This is a genomic window from Candidatus Binataceae bacterium (assembly GCA_035508495.1).
Lineage (GTDB): Bacteria > Desulfobacterota > Binatia > Binatales > Binataceae > JASHPB01.
The window spans coordinates 1-16,727 of sequence record DATJMX010000001.1 but is presented as its reverse complement, the minus strand read 5'-3'; the positions used below and the strand labels follow the sequence as shown (position 1 = coordinate 16,727).

Annotated in this window: 18 protein-coding genes; 7 read left to right on the top strand and 11 right to left on the bottom strand. The window is 60.6% G+C overall.

Annotation, left to right across the window (positions count from 1 at the left end; all coding sequences use genetic code 11):
- Nucleotide 1: 1 nt before the first annotated feature.
- The 6 genes from VMA09_00090 (at nt 2) to VMA09_00065 (ending at nt 4,587) form a co-directional block, all read left to right on the top strand.
- Nucleotides 2-1,141 (top strand): MlaD family protein, encoded by a 1,140-nt coding sequence (locus VMA09_00090; GenBank protein HUA31974.1) that lies wholly within the window; start codon nt 2-4, stop codon nt 1,139-1,141.
- A gap of 80 nt (nt 1,142-1,221) precedes the next feature.
- Nucleotides 1,222-1,680 carry a hypothetical protein gene (locus VMA09_00085; GenBank protein ID HUA31973.1) on the top strand — a complete coding sequence of 153 codons (459 nt, stop codon included), beginning with the start codon at nt 1,222-1,224 and terminating at the stop codon, nt 1,678-1,680.
- Nucleotides 1,681-1,899: 219 nt separating this feature from the next.
- Complete coding sequence (locus VMA09_00080) at nt 1,900-2,700, top strand: hypothetical protein (GenBank protein ID HUA31972.1); 801 nt, start codon at nt 1,900-1,902, stop codon at nt 2,698-2,700.
- The gene (locus tag VMA09_00075) at nt 2,697-3,137 is read left to right on the top strand and encodes a helix-turn-helix transcriptional regulator (GenBank protein HUA31971.1); all 441 of its coding nucleotides are present in this window, start codon (nt 2,697-2,699) and stop codon (nt 3,135-3,137) included. Before VMA09_00080 ends, VMA09_00075 begins: the two co-directional genes overlap by 4 nt.
- A gap of 276 nt (nt 3,138-3,413) precedes the next feature.
- Nucleotides 3,414-3,671, top strand: coding sequence for a hypothetical protein (locus VMA09_00070; protein HUA31970.1), 258 nt, complete (start codon nt 3,414-3,416; stop codon nt 3,669-3,671).
- A gap of 79 nt (nt 3,672-3,750) precedes the next feature.
- Complete coding sequence (locus tag VMA09_00065; GenBank protein ID HUA31969.1) at nt 3,751-4,587, top strand: AAA family ATPase; 837 nt, start codon at nt 3,751-3,753, stop codon at nt 4,585-4,587.
- 4 nt (nt 4,588-4,591) lie between these two features.
- On the opposite strand, the gene tyrS is transcribed toward VMA09_00065, so the two are convergent.
- From tyrS to VMA09_00010, 11 genes are all read right to left on the bottom strand, one after another.
- The gene (gene tyrS, locus VMA09_00060; protein HUA31968.1) at nt 4,592-5,776 is read right to left on the bottom strand and encodes a tyrosine--tRNA ligase; all 1,185 of its coding nucleotides are present in this window, start codon (nt 5,774-5,776) and stop codon (nt 4,592-4,594) included.
- Nucleotides 5,777-5,931: 155 nt separating this feature from the next.
- Entirely contained in the window at nt 5,932-6,588 is a 657-nt protein-coding gene (gene pth / locus VMA09_00055) for an aminoacyl-tRNA hydrolase (GenBank protein HUA31967.1), read from the bottom strand.
- Nucleotides 6,585-7,667, bottom strand: a complete 1,083-nt coding sequence (gene hisC, locus VMA09_00050; protein HUA31966.1) for a histidinol-phosphate transaminase — start codon at nt 7,665-7,667, stop codon at nt 6,585-6,587. Before hisC ends, pth begins: the two co-directional genes overlap by 4 nt.
- Before the next feature lie 12 nt (nt 7,668-7,679).
- Nucleotides 7,680-8,723, bottom strand: a complete 1,044-nt coding sequence (locus VMA09_00045; protein ID HUA31965.1) for a Gfo/Idh/MocA family oxidoreductase — start codon at nt 8,721-8,723, stop codon at nt 7,680-7,682.
- A gap of 5 nt (nt 8,724-8,728) precedes the next feature.
- The gene (cutA, locus tag VMA09_00040; GenBank protein ID HUA31964.1) at nt 8,729-9,091 is read right to left on the bottom strand and encodes a divalent-cation tolerance protein CutA; all 363 of its coding nucleotides are present in this window, start codon (nt 9,089-9,091) and stop codon (nt 8,729-8,731) included.
- A 1-nt stretch (nt 9,092) separates the two neighbouring features.
- Entirely contained in the window at nt 9,093-9,341 is a 249-nt protein-coding gene (locus VMA09_00035) for a glutaredoxin family protein (GenBank protein HUA31963.1), read from the bottom strand.
- A gap of 69 nt (nt 9,342-9,410) precedes the next feature.
- Complete coding sequence (locus VMA09_00030) at nt 9,411-10,100, bottom strand: TIGR04282 family arsenosugar biosynthesis glycosyltransferase (protein HUA31962.1); 690 nt, start codon at nt 10,098-10,100, stop codon at nt 9,411-9,413.
- Nucleotides 10,097-13,102, bottom strand: a complete 3,006-nt coding sequence (locus VMA09_00025) for an AsmA-like C-terminal domain-containing protein (GenBank protein HUA31961.1) — start codon at nt 13,100-13,102, stop codon at nt 10,097-10,099. Before VMA09_00025 ends, VMA09_00030 begins: the two co-directional genes overlap by 4 nt.
- Before the next feature lie 66 nt (nt 13,103-13,168).
- Complete coding sequence (gene typA / locus VMA09_00020; GenBank protein HUA31960.1) at nt 13,169-15,016, bottom strand: translational GTPase TypA; 1,848 nt, start codon at nt 15,014-15,016, stop codon at nt 13,169-13,171.
- A 146-nt stretch (nt 15,017-15,162) separates the two neighbouring features.
- Nucleotides 15,163-15,711, bottom strand: a complete 549-nt coding sequence (locus VMA09_00015) for a DUF2939 domain-containing protein (protein HUA31959.1) — start codon at nt 15,709-15,711, stop codon at nt 15,163-15,165.
- A 453-nt stretch (nt 15,712-16,164) separates the two neighbouring features.
- Complete coding sequence (locus tag VMA09_00010; GenBank protein HUA31958.1) at nt 16,165-16,503, bottom strand: hypothetical protein; 339 nt, start codon at nt 16,501-16,503, stop codon at nt 16,165-16,167.
- Here VMA09_00010 and VMA09_00005 point away from each other — a divergent pair.
- A partial coding sequence (locus VMA09_00005) for a hypothetical protein (GenBank protein HUA31957.1) occupies nt 16,502-16,727 on the top strand: 226 nt, incomplete at its 3' end. The two genes, VMA09_00010 and VMA09_00005, sit on opposite strands and share 2 nt — an antisense overlap.

The window sequence follows — 16,727 nt, the reverse complement described above, 5'->3', positions numbered from 1 at the left end:
CGTGAAAGATTCTGTCTATTCGACGATACGGGTAGGAGCAATGATCGCGGTCGGGATCGCGGTGCTCTGTTTTGCGATCTTCCAGATGGGTCATGGGCTCACCGTTTTCAGCTCAACCGAAACCATCGAAGCGCACTTCCATCGGATAAATGGCCTCCAGAAAGGCGCTCCGGTTGCGCTCTCCGGCGTCAATATCGGCAACGTCGATGACATCAGCTTTCCCGCCGCGCCGAGCGCGACCTACGTGATCGTCACGTTGAAAATCGCAAGCGAAGCGGCCGCGCGCGTCAAGGCCGATTCGGTCGCGCAGATAAGCTCGATGGGTCTGCTTGGCGACAAGTTTGTCGAGCTTTCGGCCGGCGCTCCGACTGCGCCTTCTGCCGCGCCGGGCAGTATCCTCGCGGCACGCGATCCAATTGACTACGAGGCGCTCATCCAGCAGCAGGGCACCGATGAGATGCTGGTGAATCTGATCTCGATTTCGGGCACCCTGCGCAAGCTCCTTGAGAACATCGCAAATGGCAACAGCATTCTCGCGCAGCTCGTCAACGGCCAGAACGTGCCGCCTGACAAACGTCTCACGCTCGAATCGATCCAGGAGGCGCTCGCCAATGTCTCCGAGCTCTCCTACCAGCTAGACAAGATCATGATGCGCGTCGATAACGGCACGAGTATCGCGGGCGCGCTGCTCAGCGACAAATACGACGGCCGCAGCTTCGTGCAGAACCTGCAGCAGATGACGCTGTCGGTGCGCAACACCAGCGACCGCATCAACCACGTCATGGCGCGCTACGACAACGCTCACGGCCTCTTGCCGCAGATGATGGAAAACCAGGAACTCGGCACCGACGTGCTCGGCAACCTGCGCTCCTCTTCGCGCGATCTGAAAGACATCTTGCAGAAGATCGACACGAGCCAGGGCACCGCCGGGATGCTCGTCAATGACCCGACGCTTTATATCGAGTTGCGCGAGATCCTCGAGGATGGCGGCGGATGGGGTATCCGCTTCGTGCGCAGCTTCTACACGCTGACCCATCCGTGGGCCGCGCCGGTGCCGTCGACTCCCGTGCAGTCCATCTCGACAACGAACGCATCAGCGCCTCTTGGCGCGACACAAACCAATACGGCTGTGGGGAAATGATCGCGAATGGCGCTTCCGCTGCCTGGTTGATGCGATCATACTGGTATGTTAGCTGAATGCCCTGTCCGGGGAGTTAATCGATGACGTTGCGCTCGATCTTGCGCTTTCTACCAATCGCGATATTGCCGTTGATGGTCGCGGCTTGTTCGACGGCCAACAGTCAGGGCGATCTGCGTACCGGAATGACGCCGGACGAAACGGTTGCCGCGATGGGTCAACCCGACCTTACCGACAACGTCGCGGATCCCAATCACAGCGGCGCGAGCGTGCTGCGTTACACCTGGATCGATCAGGGCAAGTCGGCGATCTTCGGTTCTGATAACAAACTGGCCAGCGTCCAGAATGTGGATATCGCCAAGAAAGTACCGCAGCAAGAGGATCGCGCCAACCTGTCACCGAACCCGCCCTTCGATCCGATCAACACTCCGCTTAACTATCTGTTTTTTCCGGTCAAGGCGGGCTTCACTTATCTCGGCGCGGGCTTGAATTGCGTCGGTGGCGGCGAATGCCGCAAACCTCAGATCGCGCCACCCTCCTGATTTCCTTCCAGATTGGTCTTTAATGCGCGGCGGCCGAAAGCGACCGCCGCGCTGCTTTTTGGGCGTCAAATGGACGCATGAAATGACGGAACTAGGCGAAATAGTCAGCTCGACAATTCTGCGCCTACGTGAGTTTTAGACATTCTGCGATAGTCTTGAGGCGCTTGCGTTTCCAGGCAACAACTCTGTAAACTGCGTGACAATATACGGGAGCTTTGAGTGGCAGCGCCTAACCCTATCGAAACCTCGAGCCTCGATGCCCTCGTGGACGAGATTCTTGTCAAGTGCACTTCGCGTAAGGCGGATCGATCCCGAATTGATCAATCAGAAGTTTGGCGCATCGCGAGACACGATTACTCGTCCAGCGTTCGGGAGCATCTGTCAGAGTCATTTGTTCGCCACCTCATTCGCGCAGCGCGGCGGCTGTGGCCGGCGATCAACAAACGGCCGGTGCGCCATTCAGCACCTGAGGTTTTCAAACGCGAGGTCGCACGCCTTGGAGTTGATCTCTGCGCGCGTCCATACGGCGGACCACGAGGCCTCGCCCTGCGTGGCTTTTATATCGACAGCGAGGCGACAGGACTTCGCCGCCCGCTTATCTACCTCAATACGGCGCACGAGCCGGCGGCGGTTTCGGCCACTTATTGCCACGAAGTTGGCCACTTCCTGACCACAAAAATCACCAAAAGTTACGACTCAAAGGTGAATTTCTTCTTTTCGTCAGCCTACTCATCGCATCTTAACGATCGTTCTGAACTTGCTGCGGACGCGATGGCTAGCCTGGCAGCGTATCCTTATCCGCTCGCCCGGAGAATTTTTTCCAAACCCGGCTGGGAACTGTCAGCCAAACCGGATAAACTAATTGATGCTGCATTGGAGAAGGCCTTCGCGCATGTGCGAGGGTTGACTGGGTTCGAGTTCAAAACGAGTTTACCAGCCGGACAGAATCTCAATTACCTGGCCGGCTTGATTCATTATGCAAAGTTGAGGTCGGCCCTATTGGCCGCGTACAATCTATGACGAAAAAAGAATCCCTCGGTTCGGTCATCAAGCAGCGCCGCGAGGCCTTCGCGCTAACTCAGCGTGAACTCGCGCAGAAACTCGGTGTCAAGGCGAGCCACATCGCCTACCTCGAGAACGGCCGGCGCAGACCCTCCCTCTCGCTGCTCGCGCGTATCGCCGATACGCTCGATCTCGACAAGCAGCGGCTCTTCCTCCTCACCCATCCTGAGGCTGAGGCTCTCCTTGGCGGACGGCGCGAAGCGGAGCGTCCCAAAGCGGGCAAAGAAGCGTGGCGCACCTTCGCTGCCGATCGCGCGATGATCTCGCGGCACAAGATTTCCGACCAGGAACTGAAGGTGCTGCAGAAGATCAATCTGCTCGGCCGCGTCTCCACGCCCAAGCAGTTCCTATTCATTCTGAATTCGATTCGTCAGGCCTGCGACGAAGAGGAATAACCTCCTCGCGCGCGGCCCGTTGCGGCGGGCACCGATTCCACGCTGAATCCGGTGCGTGCCGCTTCGGGCCGTGGGCCTGTGTATCGGAGCCTCCAGCTCTCGGCACTCCTGCCAGAACGATCAACTAATGTGGCGGCGTTCGTCTGCCCTTCGCGGCCGAAGTCCAATTCGGCTGAGGAACTTCCTGCGCGCCGCCATCGCGTCCTTCGCCGTCAAGACAAAGACAATTGATGCGGGCGTGGCGCATGGACTACGCTCGCATCAGGTGCGCCGCAAATGAAAATCGACATCGACCTCAAGAGCGGATTTCTCCAGGGCCTCAAACGCGAGATGCTCGCGAGCCTGAGTCCCGAGGAGCGCGCGATCATCGAAGTCTCAACCGGCGAGATGGGCAACAAGCCCGACGCGGTAAAGCTCGGATGGCTCAAGATGCGCACCAAGGAAACCTGGACCAAGCAGCGCTACACCCGCGCCCTCAAAGCCACGATGGCAAAGCTGACCGCCGCAGTCGCGGAAGCTGAGAATAAGAAATGACCGTTGCAGAGCGCATATTTGGTCGATGCCCTGGCCTGCTTTGATGCGTCCGAAGTGACGCACTTCGGCGCTGCGCGCAATGAAGGATCTGTATCTCTCTTCCATTTACCGGCGGCCGTCGGCAGAGTGCTCCGATTCTTTTCCATGGACGCTGCCGATCTTCAAAAACCTGGAGCACCTGGATTTCACTTCGCGCGTGACTTTCTTCGTCGGCGAGAACGGTTCGGGCAAGTCCACTTTGCTCGAGGCGCTCGCGGTCGGCATGCAAGCCATCGCGGCGGGCAGTGATCAGCCCGAACATGACGCAACGCTGTGGGTGGCTCACGAGTTTGCGCGGGCGTATCGATTCGTACGGCATCGCCATGCAAAACGCGCGATGTTTCTGCGGGCCGAGGATGTCCTCGGTTACACGCTCACCGCGGCCCGGCAACGCAAGGAAGCTGGAATTGCTTACAAAGGCGGCTTCGGAGCGCTGGAGGCGGCGCGGCGGGCCGAGGAACAAGCGGAACTCGCTGATATCGACAAACCTTCGATGGCTGAAGCACCCGAGCGGCTGAAACGGCGCCTGACGAGAAAATACAGCTCCGATCCGGTTAACCGCTCTCACGGCGAGACCTTTCTCGGCGTGCTCGATGACAGGCTGCGTCCCGGCGGCCTCTACCTGTTGGACGAGCCGGAAACGCCGTTATCGCCAAACCGGGTGCTGGGTCTGCTCTCGCTAATCAAGGAGCGAGCGGGAATGAACTGCCAGTTCATCGTCGCCACTCATTCTCCGATCCTGATGGCGATCCCGAACGCGCAGATTCTCCTGTTGGAAGACGCAAAGATAGAGCCGGTCGCCTACGACGACGTCGAGCACGTGCGAACCACGCGAGCCTTCCTCGCCAATCCGGAAAAGTTCATGCGCCATCTTTGATGGCTCACCCTTCGATGCGGGCGACGCGGCGTTTGCCGACTTCGATGACCTTGTGCTCGCCGGGGACGAAGCGGAAGTTCGCGTCGGAGATCGTTTTGCCATCGACGCGCACCGCGCCCTGGCTCACGAGGCGGCGGGCTTCGCTGTTGGACGGCGCAAAATTGAGCTGTTTCATCAGCTCGCAGATCCAGATCTCTTCGGCGATGCGATAGGTCGGGATGTTCTGCGGGATCTCGCGGCGCTGATGCTTTGACTCGAAGTATTCCTGCGCCGAACGCGCCGAATTCTCGTTGTAGTATTCGTTCACGATCATCGAGGCGAGGCGCTTTTTCGCCTCCATCGGATGGATCTTGCCCGCCTTGATCGCGGCGATCTGCTCCGCCGGCGTGTCGGTTAACAATTCGTAGTAGCGGATCATCAGCTTGTCAGGCACCGACATCAGCTTGCCGAACATGTCCTCCGGCTTGTCCGTGAGTCCCACGTAGTTGCCCAAGGACTTCGACATCTTGCGCTCGCCGTCGAGGCCTTCGAGCAGCGGCATCGTCATGACCGCCTGCGGCGGCTGCCCGAAATGACGCTGCAGCTCGCGCCCGACGAGCATGTTGAATTTCTGATCGGTACCGCCAATTTCGAGATCCGCTTGCAGCGCGACCGAATCGTAGCCCTGGATCATTGGGTAGAGCAGCTCGTGCAGAAAGAGCGGTTCCTCTTTGGCGAGGCGCTTTTCAAAATCGTCGCGCTCGAGCAATCGCGCGACGCTGAGCTTGGCTGCGATCTGAATTAACTGGCTGATGCTCAGCTCGTTCATCCATTCGCTGTTGAAGCGAACTTCGGTGCGCGCCGGATCGAGAATCTTGAACGCCTGGCCGCGATAGGTCTCGGCGTTGGCGCTGATCTGCTCGCGCGACAGCGGCTTGCGCGTTTCGGAGCGCCCGGTCGGATCGCCGATCATGGCGGTGAAATCGCCGACCAGGAACACCACCGTATGCCCCGCGCGCTGGAAGTCGCGCAGTTTCTTGAGCGTGAGGCTGTGACCAAGATGAAGGTCCGGCGCCGTCGGATCCATGCCGAGCTTGATCCGGAGCGGCCGCTCGAGCTTGAGCTTGTCCGTCAGTTCCGCAAGAGAAATCACCTCGACGGTATGGCGCGCCAGCGCCGCCGCCGTTTCCGCCGCAGTCTTATCGTCCACAGGTTCCATCAACTCCAGGTCGCGAGGATCAAGGGTACCGGAAATAAGTACCTTTGGAATACAGCTTCAACATTTTAGCCACTCGCCTTGGTGCTTGTCCCCTCTCCTTATCCTGGGAGAGGGATTCAGAAATAAGGGAGAGTAACTGCTTGTTACTAGCGATCGTTGCGCTGGTTGAATTTGTTCATAGCGCGCGTGAGGTCTTCTCGCACTATCGTTTCGACCGCCTCGGCGGCTCGCGCAATGCTGTCTTCGAGTAGCTGCGCTTCGGCCTTGCTCAGCGGCCTGAGCAGGAAGTCGAGGCCTTCGTCGCGGCGCCCTTCGCGGCCGGTGCCGATACGTACGCGGATGAAATCGGGCGTGCCGAGCGACGCCGCGACCGATCTCACGCCCTTGTTGCCGGCGTCGCCGCCGCCTTTGCGCACCTGCAGGCGCCCCTCGGGCAAATCGACTTCATCGTGCACGACGATCAACCGCTCGAGCGGCACCTTGAAGTATCCGAGGATCGCCGAAACGCATTCGCCGCTCAGGTTGTAGTACGTCTCCGGCTTCACCAGCATCACGGGCGTGTCGTCGAATCGCACCTCACCGGTCGCGCCCTTGAAACGCTTTCGATTGAGATCGATTCCTTTGCTCGCCGCGATGCGATCGATCGCCATGTGTCCCGCGTTGTGCCGCGAACGAGAATAGTCGCCGCCCGGATTTCCGAGGCCCGCGACGACCCACATCCCCTCGCTGCGGGGCGCGTCGTCCTCACCTCCCGAATCGGACTTTTTGCGGAACGACTTGAACAGTCCGCGGATTGGACTCATCCGCGCGATCCGTTGCGATGCTCGGGCGCGAGTTTGAGGAGTAGCGGCTTCAGGGCCGCGAACAACGCGGCCATTTCGGCGGGCGTACCGATCGAGATGCGGAGCGCGTCGCGCAACAGCGGTGTCGCGAAGTATCGCACCAGGATTCCTGCGCGCCTGAGCCCGCTCGCGATCGGACTCATGTCGCGCCCCACCATCCGCGCGAGCACGAAATTCGCCGACGATTCCGGCACCTCGAAGCCGAGCTTGCGGAGCCGCGCCTCGGTCGCGATGCGCGTCTTGCGCACGCGTTCGACATTGCGGCGCATCCACGCCGCGTCAGAGAGCGCGGCTGCGCCGCCCGCCAGCGCAATACGGCTCAGGTTGTACGAGTCCTTCACCTTCATCAGGCCTTCGATAACTTCCTGATGCGCGAAGCAGAGGCCGAGCCGCATCCCGGCCAGCGAAAACGATTTCGAGAGCGAGCGCAGGATCACGACGTTGCGATTTCGCTTGAGGAGCGGCAGCGCAGTCTCATTAGCGAAATCAACATAGGCTTCGTCGATCACCAGCATGCGGCCGCGCAGGCTGCGCGCGAGGCGGTCGAGACTCTTAAGCGGCGTCAGCGTGCCACTCGGCGAATTCGGATTGCAGACGATCGTGAGGTTCGCGCGGCATCGCGCCAGCTCATCCATCGGCATCTCGAATCCGGGCTTGAGCGGGAGACGAATCACCTTCGCTTCCTGCACTTCGGCGAGCGTGTCGTAGAGCGAGTAGGTCGGCACAGGATACACAACGCAGTCGCCCGGGCTCAGCGTCGCGCGGAAGACCATCGCGAGCAGCTCATCCGATCCGTTGCCGGCCACGATCATGTCGACGGGAATCTTGTAGAGCTTCGAGGCTGCCGTGACGAACTCATCGGCGCGCGGCGCGGGATAGAGTCTGAGCGTCGCACTCGCGGCCTTGGCGACGGCCTGGCGAACCTTCGGCGACGGCGGGTAAGGATTCTCGTTGGTGTTGAGCTTGATCAGGCGCTGCCCGGGACGCGGTTGCTCACCGGGAGTGTACGCCGCCATTTTCTTGATCGATTCGCGAAACATCAGTCGTTTATCCTAATCGTTCAGCGGCAGCGCGATACGCGCGCCGGTCCGCGAGGAGCGGTAGCACGCGTCGATCACTTCGACTGCGCGCAGGCCGTCGAGGCCGGTGGGCGCCGGCGGCGTGCCGCCTTCAATCGCGGCGATGAAATTCTGCGCGAGTGCGCGAAACGGCGCCAGTAGGTCGCGCGGGTCGAAGCGGCTCACTATTTCGTCGCGCGTGTAGCCGGGAGCTTCGCTGCCATCAGCGCGGAGAATCGCAACATCGGTGCGCGGATAGCCCATCATGATGCGGCCTTCGCTGCCGTAGATTTCGATCGCCGAGAGCGGAGGCTGCGAACTCCAGCTCGCTTCGACCACGCCGATCGCGCCCGACGCGAACTTGAGAATCATCGCGCCAGTATCATCGACGGCGATGTCCTTGCCCAAAGTCGCCACCTCACCACTGACCGAGGTGACCGCGCCCAGGTACCAGATCGCAAGGTCGGCGATGTGCACGCCCAGATCAAGCGAGGCACCGCCGCCCGCATCGGTGGCGTCGGTAAACCATCGCTGCCCCGGCGCCCAGAATTCGGGGCCGCCGTGCGAGAGCCGCCCACGAAAGAAATAAGGCTTGCCGATTGCGCCCGAATCGATCGCCTCCTTGATTATACTTTGCAGCCCGCCGTAGCGACTCTGCATCGCGACCATCAGGATACGCCCTGCCCGTTCGGCCGCATCGACCATCGCGCGGGCGTCGGCCGCGCGCGGCGCCATCGGCTTTTCGACGAGCACGTGCGCTCCGGCGGCGACCGCCTTCAGCGTGTATTCGCGATGGAACCGATTCGGCGTAAAGATACACACAGCGTCGGGCCGCTCGCGCGCGAGCATCGCGTCGAAGTCGTCGTGGATTTTCGGACGGCCCGCGCCGGACGGCCAAAGAGCCGAAGCAACGGCAGAGGCTTTTTCGGAAGTGCGGCTTTGGATCGCGACGATCTGCGCATTCGGCACGGTCATTAGCGCCGGGAGGTGAGCACGAGCCGCAATCGCGCCAGCACCTGAGATTGCAACTTTCACCATCGCATTTATTGCCGTTTCTTGCGCCGCCGCCGACGCGGCTCGGCGGTCGAATCGAGCAGCCATTTCACATAAGGCGGCGAGCCGCGATCGATACTCGCGGAAATCACTTCTGGAACGTCGTAAGTGTGCAGCGCGCCGATTCTTTTTTCGAGCTTCGCATAGTGCGCGGCGCGCGTCTTGATCAAGAGCAGGTATTCGCGGTCATCTTCAATCGCGTCGCGCCACTTGTAGATCGAGCGCATCGGGCCGACGATATTCACGCACGCGGCGAGCTGCTCGGTGACGATAGTGCGCGCGATCGAAAGGGCCTGCTCTTCGCTCGAAGCGGTGGTAAAGACCAGGCGCAGGCGTGGCGATCGCTGCGGCATGCTAGCGCCTCACCTCGCGCAACAGGCGCTTGCGCAGCTCGCGCGGGGTGCATCGATACTTGAACGCCTTGCGCTGATTTACGAACAGAACCGGCACCTCGGTTCCGTAAAGCGCTTCGAGCTCGGGCCGGCCGTCGATTTCGATTCGCTCGAAGCGCGCCTCAAAGCGCGGCAGCTCGAAGGCGAGCACGGCTTCCATTTCGTGGCACAACTCGCAGTCGTTGCGAGTATAAAGAACGACTTCCAGCATGGCGCGGATGATTCTTCGAGACGGGTACTGTAGCGGGAGCGTCGCCGCACTGAAAGCGAGTCCTGTGAATTACTGATTCATTAGGCGCTCCATCAACTTCGCGGTCGCGGGACAAGGATGCGATTCGATCGCGCGCGGCATCAAGTCGAGGTGACGCGCGAGCAGCAGCACATCATCCCAACGATCGATGTCATACCACGCCGGCCCGAGCGCATACGCGATCTTCTTCTGCGCGAGGCGCTTCAGAGTCGCCGCAAGCACGTTGCTACCGCCCCATCGGATACCCGTGAAGATCGTTGGAATTGCACCATGCACGCCGATGCCCCAGTAGCCGCCGTCGAGGCTTGGCGCGATCACGACCCGCTTGGGTTGGACGAGCACAAGGCATCGCGCGAGCAAATCGATTGGAACAGTCGGAGTGTCGGCGCCGATCAGCAGCACGCCGTTGTCCGCGTATGGCTCAAGCGAGCGCGCCATCTTTGCTCCCAGCGAGCCTTTTCCCTGGTCGATCAGCTCAGATCGGAACTCATGCGACAGGCGGCGGAAGTATTTACTTCGCGCAGCGCCGTCAGGAGCGCTGGCCGCGATGATCAACCTGCTCGGCTTCACGAGCTGCGCCTTGCGGAGCGCATCGCGGATGAACGCATCGGAAAGCGCGGCGGCAGCGCGAGCCGTTACGTGGCCGATCAAGCGGGTCTTGGTCTCGCCCGCGATCGGCTCGCGGCAGAAAACGATCAGCGCGGCACGGCGCGTCCTCACTTGATAGTGTTGGGCCGGATGATGTTGATCGGCATCCCGAGCGTCTTCTTAATGAACTCGGCGACCGAGGTGATCGGTTTCGGCGTGATCTTCGGATCGCTGACCGGACCTCTCACGTCGAAGTACGCCGCGACGAGGTTGCCGGTGCCGCTGCCGAAGCGCTCACCAACTATCGGGATGTGATTTAACACCCAGTTGACGGTGTCGAACGGAAACATCCCAACCTCCATATCGAGATCGCCGTCGCCGAGTTTGACGGTGCCGTTTGCGGCGATTTCCATCACCGGGCCCTGCAACCTGAAATTGTCGGTATAGAAGAGGCCCTTGTTGCCCTTGAAATCAGCCAGGATCGTTTTGAAGGGAACCCCGGCGACGCGCGGGTCGGGAATCCGCGCGGTCAACCAATTCTTGATGTCGAGGAATGCCAGCAAGCGCGAGAGCAGCGTGAACTTGTTGAGTGTGCCATCGCGAATCGTCACCGAGATTTGTCCGGCCAGCGTGTCGTAGAAGTTGGTATCCATGTTGGCCCACAGGTCTTCGCCCATGGATAGTTGACCGAGGATTGGCGAGTCTTTGCGCTTGCCGGTCATCATGAAAAGCGGGGCCGGGTCCATGTTCGCAACCTTGCCCACCAGGTGCACCCAGTTGTCAGGGCCGCGGCCGCGCAGATCGAGATTGAGCTTGCCGCGAAACGCAGTTGCGGCAAAGTTGTAGACGCGCCAATCGCCGCTCGGCGAGCGCGTGAAATCGCCGTCGAGGTCCTGCATCGGGAATTTGCCCAGGTTCGCGGTCGCCGCCTTGATATGACCACTGGCGGGGATCGGAAACTTGACTGGAGGTGTTGCGGGCGACCAGGGCATGCGGATGAAACGCATGACCTCGAAATCGAGATGCTGCAGGTTCGCGTCCATCCGCACCGTCGGTGCGACGATGTCGGGAACCGTGATGCGAAAATCGATCGGCGAGCCTTCGAGCTTCGACGCCGGCATCGACACCACCAGGCGCCGCCTGGTGAGCTCGATCGTCGCGGCGGAGACAATCATCGGCGCGCGCAGGAAGTTGAATTGCACCTGGCCGCCTGCGAGCGTCAGCTTGCCGTTGCCCGAGTAGGTCTCCTTGATCTTCGGGTTTCCCGAAATCGTGAGCGACCCGCCTATCGGCCCCTTCACTGCAAGATCGCTCGGATCGACGACCAGGCCCAGCCACGACTCCGAGGGCATGTGATGGAAATCGAGCGACAACGTCTTGATCAGAAAACCCTTGGCGCCGTACTGGACTTCGCCGTTGAGGTTGGCGTCGCCGCCCGTCGCCGCGGCCACAATCTTCTGAATCTTCGCATCACCGGGTGAAAACACAATCGCCCCGCGGCGGACCGTCACCGGACCGGGAGCGCCATCCAATGTGAAAACGGCACCGTTGGCTGCAACCGTCAGGACGTAACTAGCCGGCGGCGTTGGCGCATTCAGATCGAAGCGGCCCTGCACGCGACTCTCGAAATCGAGCACGCCCGATAGCTGCTTCAGCCGATCATAGTTGGGCACGTGATTGTTGCGGAGCGCGAGGCTAATCGCGGGAAACAATTCGCCGAGGTCGGTGTCGGCAGACGCCTGCAGCGTATAGGGCGCGTCCTGGAATCCTTTGCGCAGATCGATACGTCCGGCGACGCCTTTCACCTGCGTGCGGCCGAGCTTTGCCGAGCCCTGGGCGAATGTGACGACGCCCTTGGCGTAGTTGATCTGCACCGTCAGTGCAGAGATGTCGGGCAACTTGAGCTCCGGCGGAAACGCGAACGCCACGCCCTGCAGGGTGCCGAAGATGGTCAGGTTTTCGCGCAGCGCTAAGAGCGGTGCCGCGCGAATCGTCTCGACCGGCGCGCTGAACGAGGCCTGCCCGACGCGCACGCTGCCGGATGCGATGCGCCTCACCCATTCGAGCGTAGCGCGCGGGAGGTTGCGCACTTCGAGCACCTGTTTCTTGAGCCGGCCTAGCTCAAGCTCAAAGCCCTGCAGGCTGATTCCGAGGCGCGGATTGCCGCTGTACGGCTGCGAGACCTGCGTTTCGCCGGTGAGCACGTGCTGGCCGACGCGTTGCACGGTCAGCTGAGTTATCGAGTAGTTGGTCTCGTTGAAGTCGAACGATCCGTTGACCGAATAGTCGCCGAGCTGGATTGGCGTTGCGAGCCGGGGCCCCGCCAGCGCGAGATTGCCAATGCCGAGGGTGCTGGTGCCGCTCAGCGAGCCGTCGTCGTGAATGCTCGCGGCGACACTGCCCTGCATCTCGCCGTCGATGTCGAAGCCTTCGGCGTGAAGGTTGGTAATCGGGATTCCCCAGACCCAGAGCTGCGCCTTGCCAACGTCGTGCGAGTCGGTCGGCTGGTCGCTTTGCGCGCTGATTCGTCCGGCGAAATGCGCACCAGCGTAGGGCGGGAGCTGGATCGTCGCGTCGAACGCGAAATACCAGTTGAGCCCGTGACGCCTGCGATAGGCGAGGAGCCCGACCCGATCGAAGAGCACGCTGCCATCGCGATACGCAAGCGTGGCGTTGATGATCTCGATACGCCGTGCAATCTGCGAGAGCGCTCGGAGCGCCTTCGCCATCCGCTCGATCGCGGCCGCCTCGGGACGCGGCAACGCGATCTCGGGCGTGCCCGGATGATTGCGCGGCACGATCATCAGCGGCGTGTCGACGGTGACCGAGTAAAGCGGCAAACCGTTGGAACTGAAGATCGAGTGATAGCCGACGCTCGCGTGAATCGACTTGATCGTCGAGATCTCTTTGCCGTTCTGACTGATGTGGACGTCCGTCAGGACGACGCCGAGATGGCGCTCCAGATGCACTTGCGCCTTGCCCACGGTGAATCCCAGGTGGATTCGCGCGTGGATCGAGTCCATCACGAACGCAATTACTTTGTCCTGGTAGATCGAAAGCAGCGTCGCAGCGCTGCCGATGAGAATCGTAAGCAGGATGAGGATATAAGCGGTGATCCGGACAAGTCGTCTCATCGTTGGCGCAGCGGCGCGGGCAGAACCACCCGCGAGGCCGCCGTCCGGCCCGGCGCTGTAATTTGCTCAGTCGCCCTCGGCCATCTCCGCGGGCGGACCATCGCTGAAACCGACCCGATGCTTGTTGCGCAGTGCCGTGCGGAGCACGCGGTTGCGTAGCCGTACCGATTTCGGCGTGACCTCGACGAGCTCTTCCTCGTCGATCCATTCGAGCGCCGCATCGAGCGTCATCAGGCGCGCTGGCGTGATACGCACGGCCTCATCGTGACCGGAGGCGCGCATGTTGGTGAGCTTCTTTTCGCGGCAGCAATTGACGGGCAAATTGATCTCGCGCGCGTACTCGCCGACGATCATGCCCTCGTACACGGGCTGACCGGGATCGACAAAGAAGATGCCGCGCTCCTGCAGATGGAAGATCGCATAGGGCGTTGCGACGCCTTCGCGATCGGAAATCATCGCGCCGTTGGCGCGCGAGCGAATCGTTCCCGTCCAAGGACCGTAGCCGTTGAAGAGAGTGTTCATCAGGCCGTTGCCGCGCGTGCTCTCGAGGAAGCGGCCGCGAAATCCGATCAGTCCGCGCGCAGGAACGTCATATTCGAGCCGCACACGCCCGCCCGCATGCGTCACCATCGTGCGCATCTTGCCTTTTCGGGCAGACAGCATCTGCGTGACGGTTCCGATGTAGTCCTCGGTGATATCGATCACGAGCAGTTCCATCGGCTCCAGGACCTGGCCTTCCGATTGCCGCGTGATAACGGTCGGTTTGGAAACCTGGAGCTCGTAGCCCTCGCGGCGCATCGTCTCGATTATCACCGCGAGCTGCAATTCGCCGCGGCCCATCACGCGCCACGAATCCGGCGAGAGCTGCTCGACGCGCGTGCTGACGTTGCGGCGTGCCTCGAATTCGATACGCTCGCCCAGCTTGCGCGAAGTAACGAATTCGCCTTCGCGGCCCGCCCACGGCGCATTGTTGACAAGAAAGGTCATCGCGACCGTAGGCTCGTCGATTCTAATCGGCGGCAGCGGGCGCGGGTTTTCGAGATCGGAGATCGTCTCGCCGATCGCGATATCCTCTATTCCTGCAACGACGACGATTTCGCCGGCGCGCGCGGTTTCGAGCTCGACGCGCTTAAGCCCCTGCCATCCGTAGATGTGTGCGACCTTGCAGGTGGCGATTTTCCCGTCGCGGCGGCATAACGAATAATTCGAGTTGGGCGTGAACGATCCGGAAATGAGCCGCCCGATCGCGAGGCGTCCGACGTAGTCGTCGTAATCGAGATTGTTGACCTGGAACTGCAGCGGCGCTTCGGAATCGACCTCCGGTCCCGGCAGATGCGCCAGGATCGTTTCGAACAGCGGCCGCAGGTCCGTCCCGGGCACTTCGAGCTTGTGCGTCGCCGTCCCGGCGCGGCTCACCGTGTAGAGGACGGGAAAATCGAGCAAATGCTCGTCGGCGCCGAGGTCGATAAACAGATCGTAGATCTCGTCGAGCACTTCCAGCGGGCGCGCGTCGGAACGATCGATCTTGTTGATGCAAACAACCGCCGGCAAGCTCGCTTCGAGCGCTTTCTTGAGCACGAATCGGGTCTGCGGCAGCGGTCCTTCGCACGCATCGACGAGCAGCAGCACGCCGTCAACCATCGAGAGCGTGCGCTCGACCTCGCCGCCGAAATCGGAATGGCCGGGGGTATCAACGATATTGATGCGCGTGTCGTTCCACACGATCGAGGTGTTCTTGGCCATGATCGTGATTCCGCGCTCGCGCTCGAGCGCGTTGGAATCCATCACGCGATCAACCACCTGCTCGTTGACGCGAAAAACGCCCGACTGACGCAGCATCGCGTCGACCAGCGTGGTTTTGCCATGATCGACGTGGGCGACGATCGCGAGATTTCTAATGTCCTGACGGCGCATTTTGTTTTGAATACTAAAACGCGGTCGAGCCGAATGGTTCGTCCGCGCAGCGCTAGTGTACCTGTGAAGCCGGGAGGAGTAAACGCGCCGCTCTACGGCGGATGAAACCTGCGCGAAACAATCCCGTAGCCTGCCGCGTCAAGGGATCACGGGGTAGAGAACTGCTTCTGCTCGTGCTCCTTGAGTTTTTGCAGGAGCTGATCGACGTTTTCGACCTCGGACACGCGCCAGACGCCGTCGGGCTCGCGCCGCAGGTGAACTTCGTAGGTTTGTCCCTTCGGGTCGGTCCACTTGGTAAACGCCGCGTCGCCGTCGCGATGCATCAGGACGATCGCGCCCGCCATCGCCGCGTAGGGCATCTGCAATTCCTTGCGCCCCTGGTTGACCTGGTCGATAGACCACGAACGCGCGATCTGCGCCATCGGTCCGGTGAGCGCGGCGATGACGGTCGATCCCAACATCGCTGAGAGCGGATCGTTCGCGGCGCGCTTCTTCACCATCTGCTCGCCCGCGCTCTGGACCACGCTCTGGAAATCAACGTATTGCGCCGCACCGTCGCCATTGCGCGCATCGATCGCACTCTTGAGCCGAATAACAGACCAGGCCGGTGTGGTAGGCAGATAGAGCCCCGCCCACGCACCAATCACGACCAGAATCAAAATCGCCGTGAAGTGGCGAAACAAGAATCGAAGCATCGCCGATTATCTTGAACTGCGGGATGGGTTGCTGTCGAGATACTGAGCAAGAAAGGGTTTGCAGGCGCAGAATCTCACACCTCCATCCAGCCGCTTTGGGCCCGCTTGGTGCCGGTTCCGAGGTCTGGGAAATTCGTGCTCGACACGTCAATCCAGAACTCCGAGCCCTAGGACGATTCGCGCTGCGCGATACGTTTATCGCGCTCAGTTTGTACGACACGCAGATAAAGGACAGGACGGTGGGGAGCTCGCAAAGCTACGCTGCCAAACGGATTGGGAGCGATTGTTCGCTCACATTCCGCCCAGTGTTCGGGAAGGTGATCGATGATTACATTCCGCCAGCGTTTACTCTTATCTGAACTACGCCAAACGCCCCTTGCAGAGGCACCGCTCGTAGAGCGGCGACTTTATTGCAATGGACACTCAGGGCCAACGGCGGATGAAATCAGCGAACTAAACGCTTCGGTTTTTCAGTTTGATGATGCGATACCAGATGCCGTTCAGAAATACGCGCTTCGGGTCGGGGCGTCCCTTTAAACCGATTGTTCCATCGGGTCGAAGATATTGGTGAGCGCGAGCAACTTCTTCATTGGTGGCTGGGTCTATGTACGATACTTCTTGACTGAACGTACAGAACGGTTCATTTGCCAATGGCAACGAGGGATGCCGATTGGCTGAAACATTAGCGTGAATGCGTCCGGCTAAAATGTCGTCCAAATAATTGTCATTGAAAAGGCGTCTGAGTTCCGTTTCCGACACGCGGACAATTTGTGATATAGGCTGTTTCGACATGATCACTGTATCCGAAATACGCGCACGGCTGTGCGACTATTTGAACCGCCAGATTACCTTGAATGAGTTTGAAGATTGGCTGGTCATCCGCAGTTGGAATATGCACCAAGACAGCACCGAATCGGCTCGTCGATTGGTCGGCGCTATAGAATTGCGCCTCTCGGAATATTCGGATGACCACTTGACTGATGATGGGCTGGAACGGGAGTTCAAAGGCCTAATCT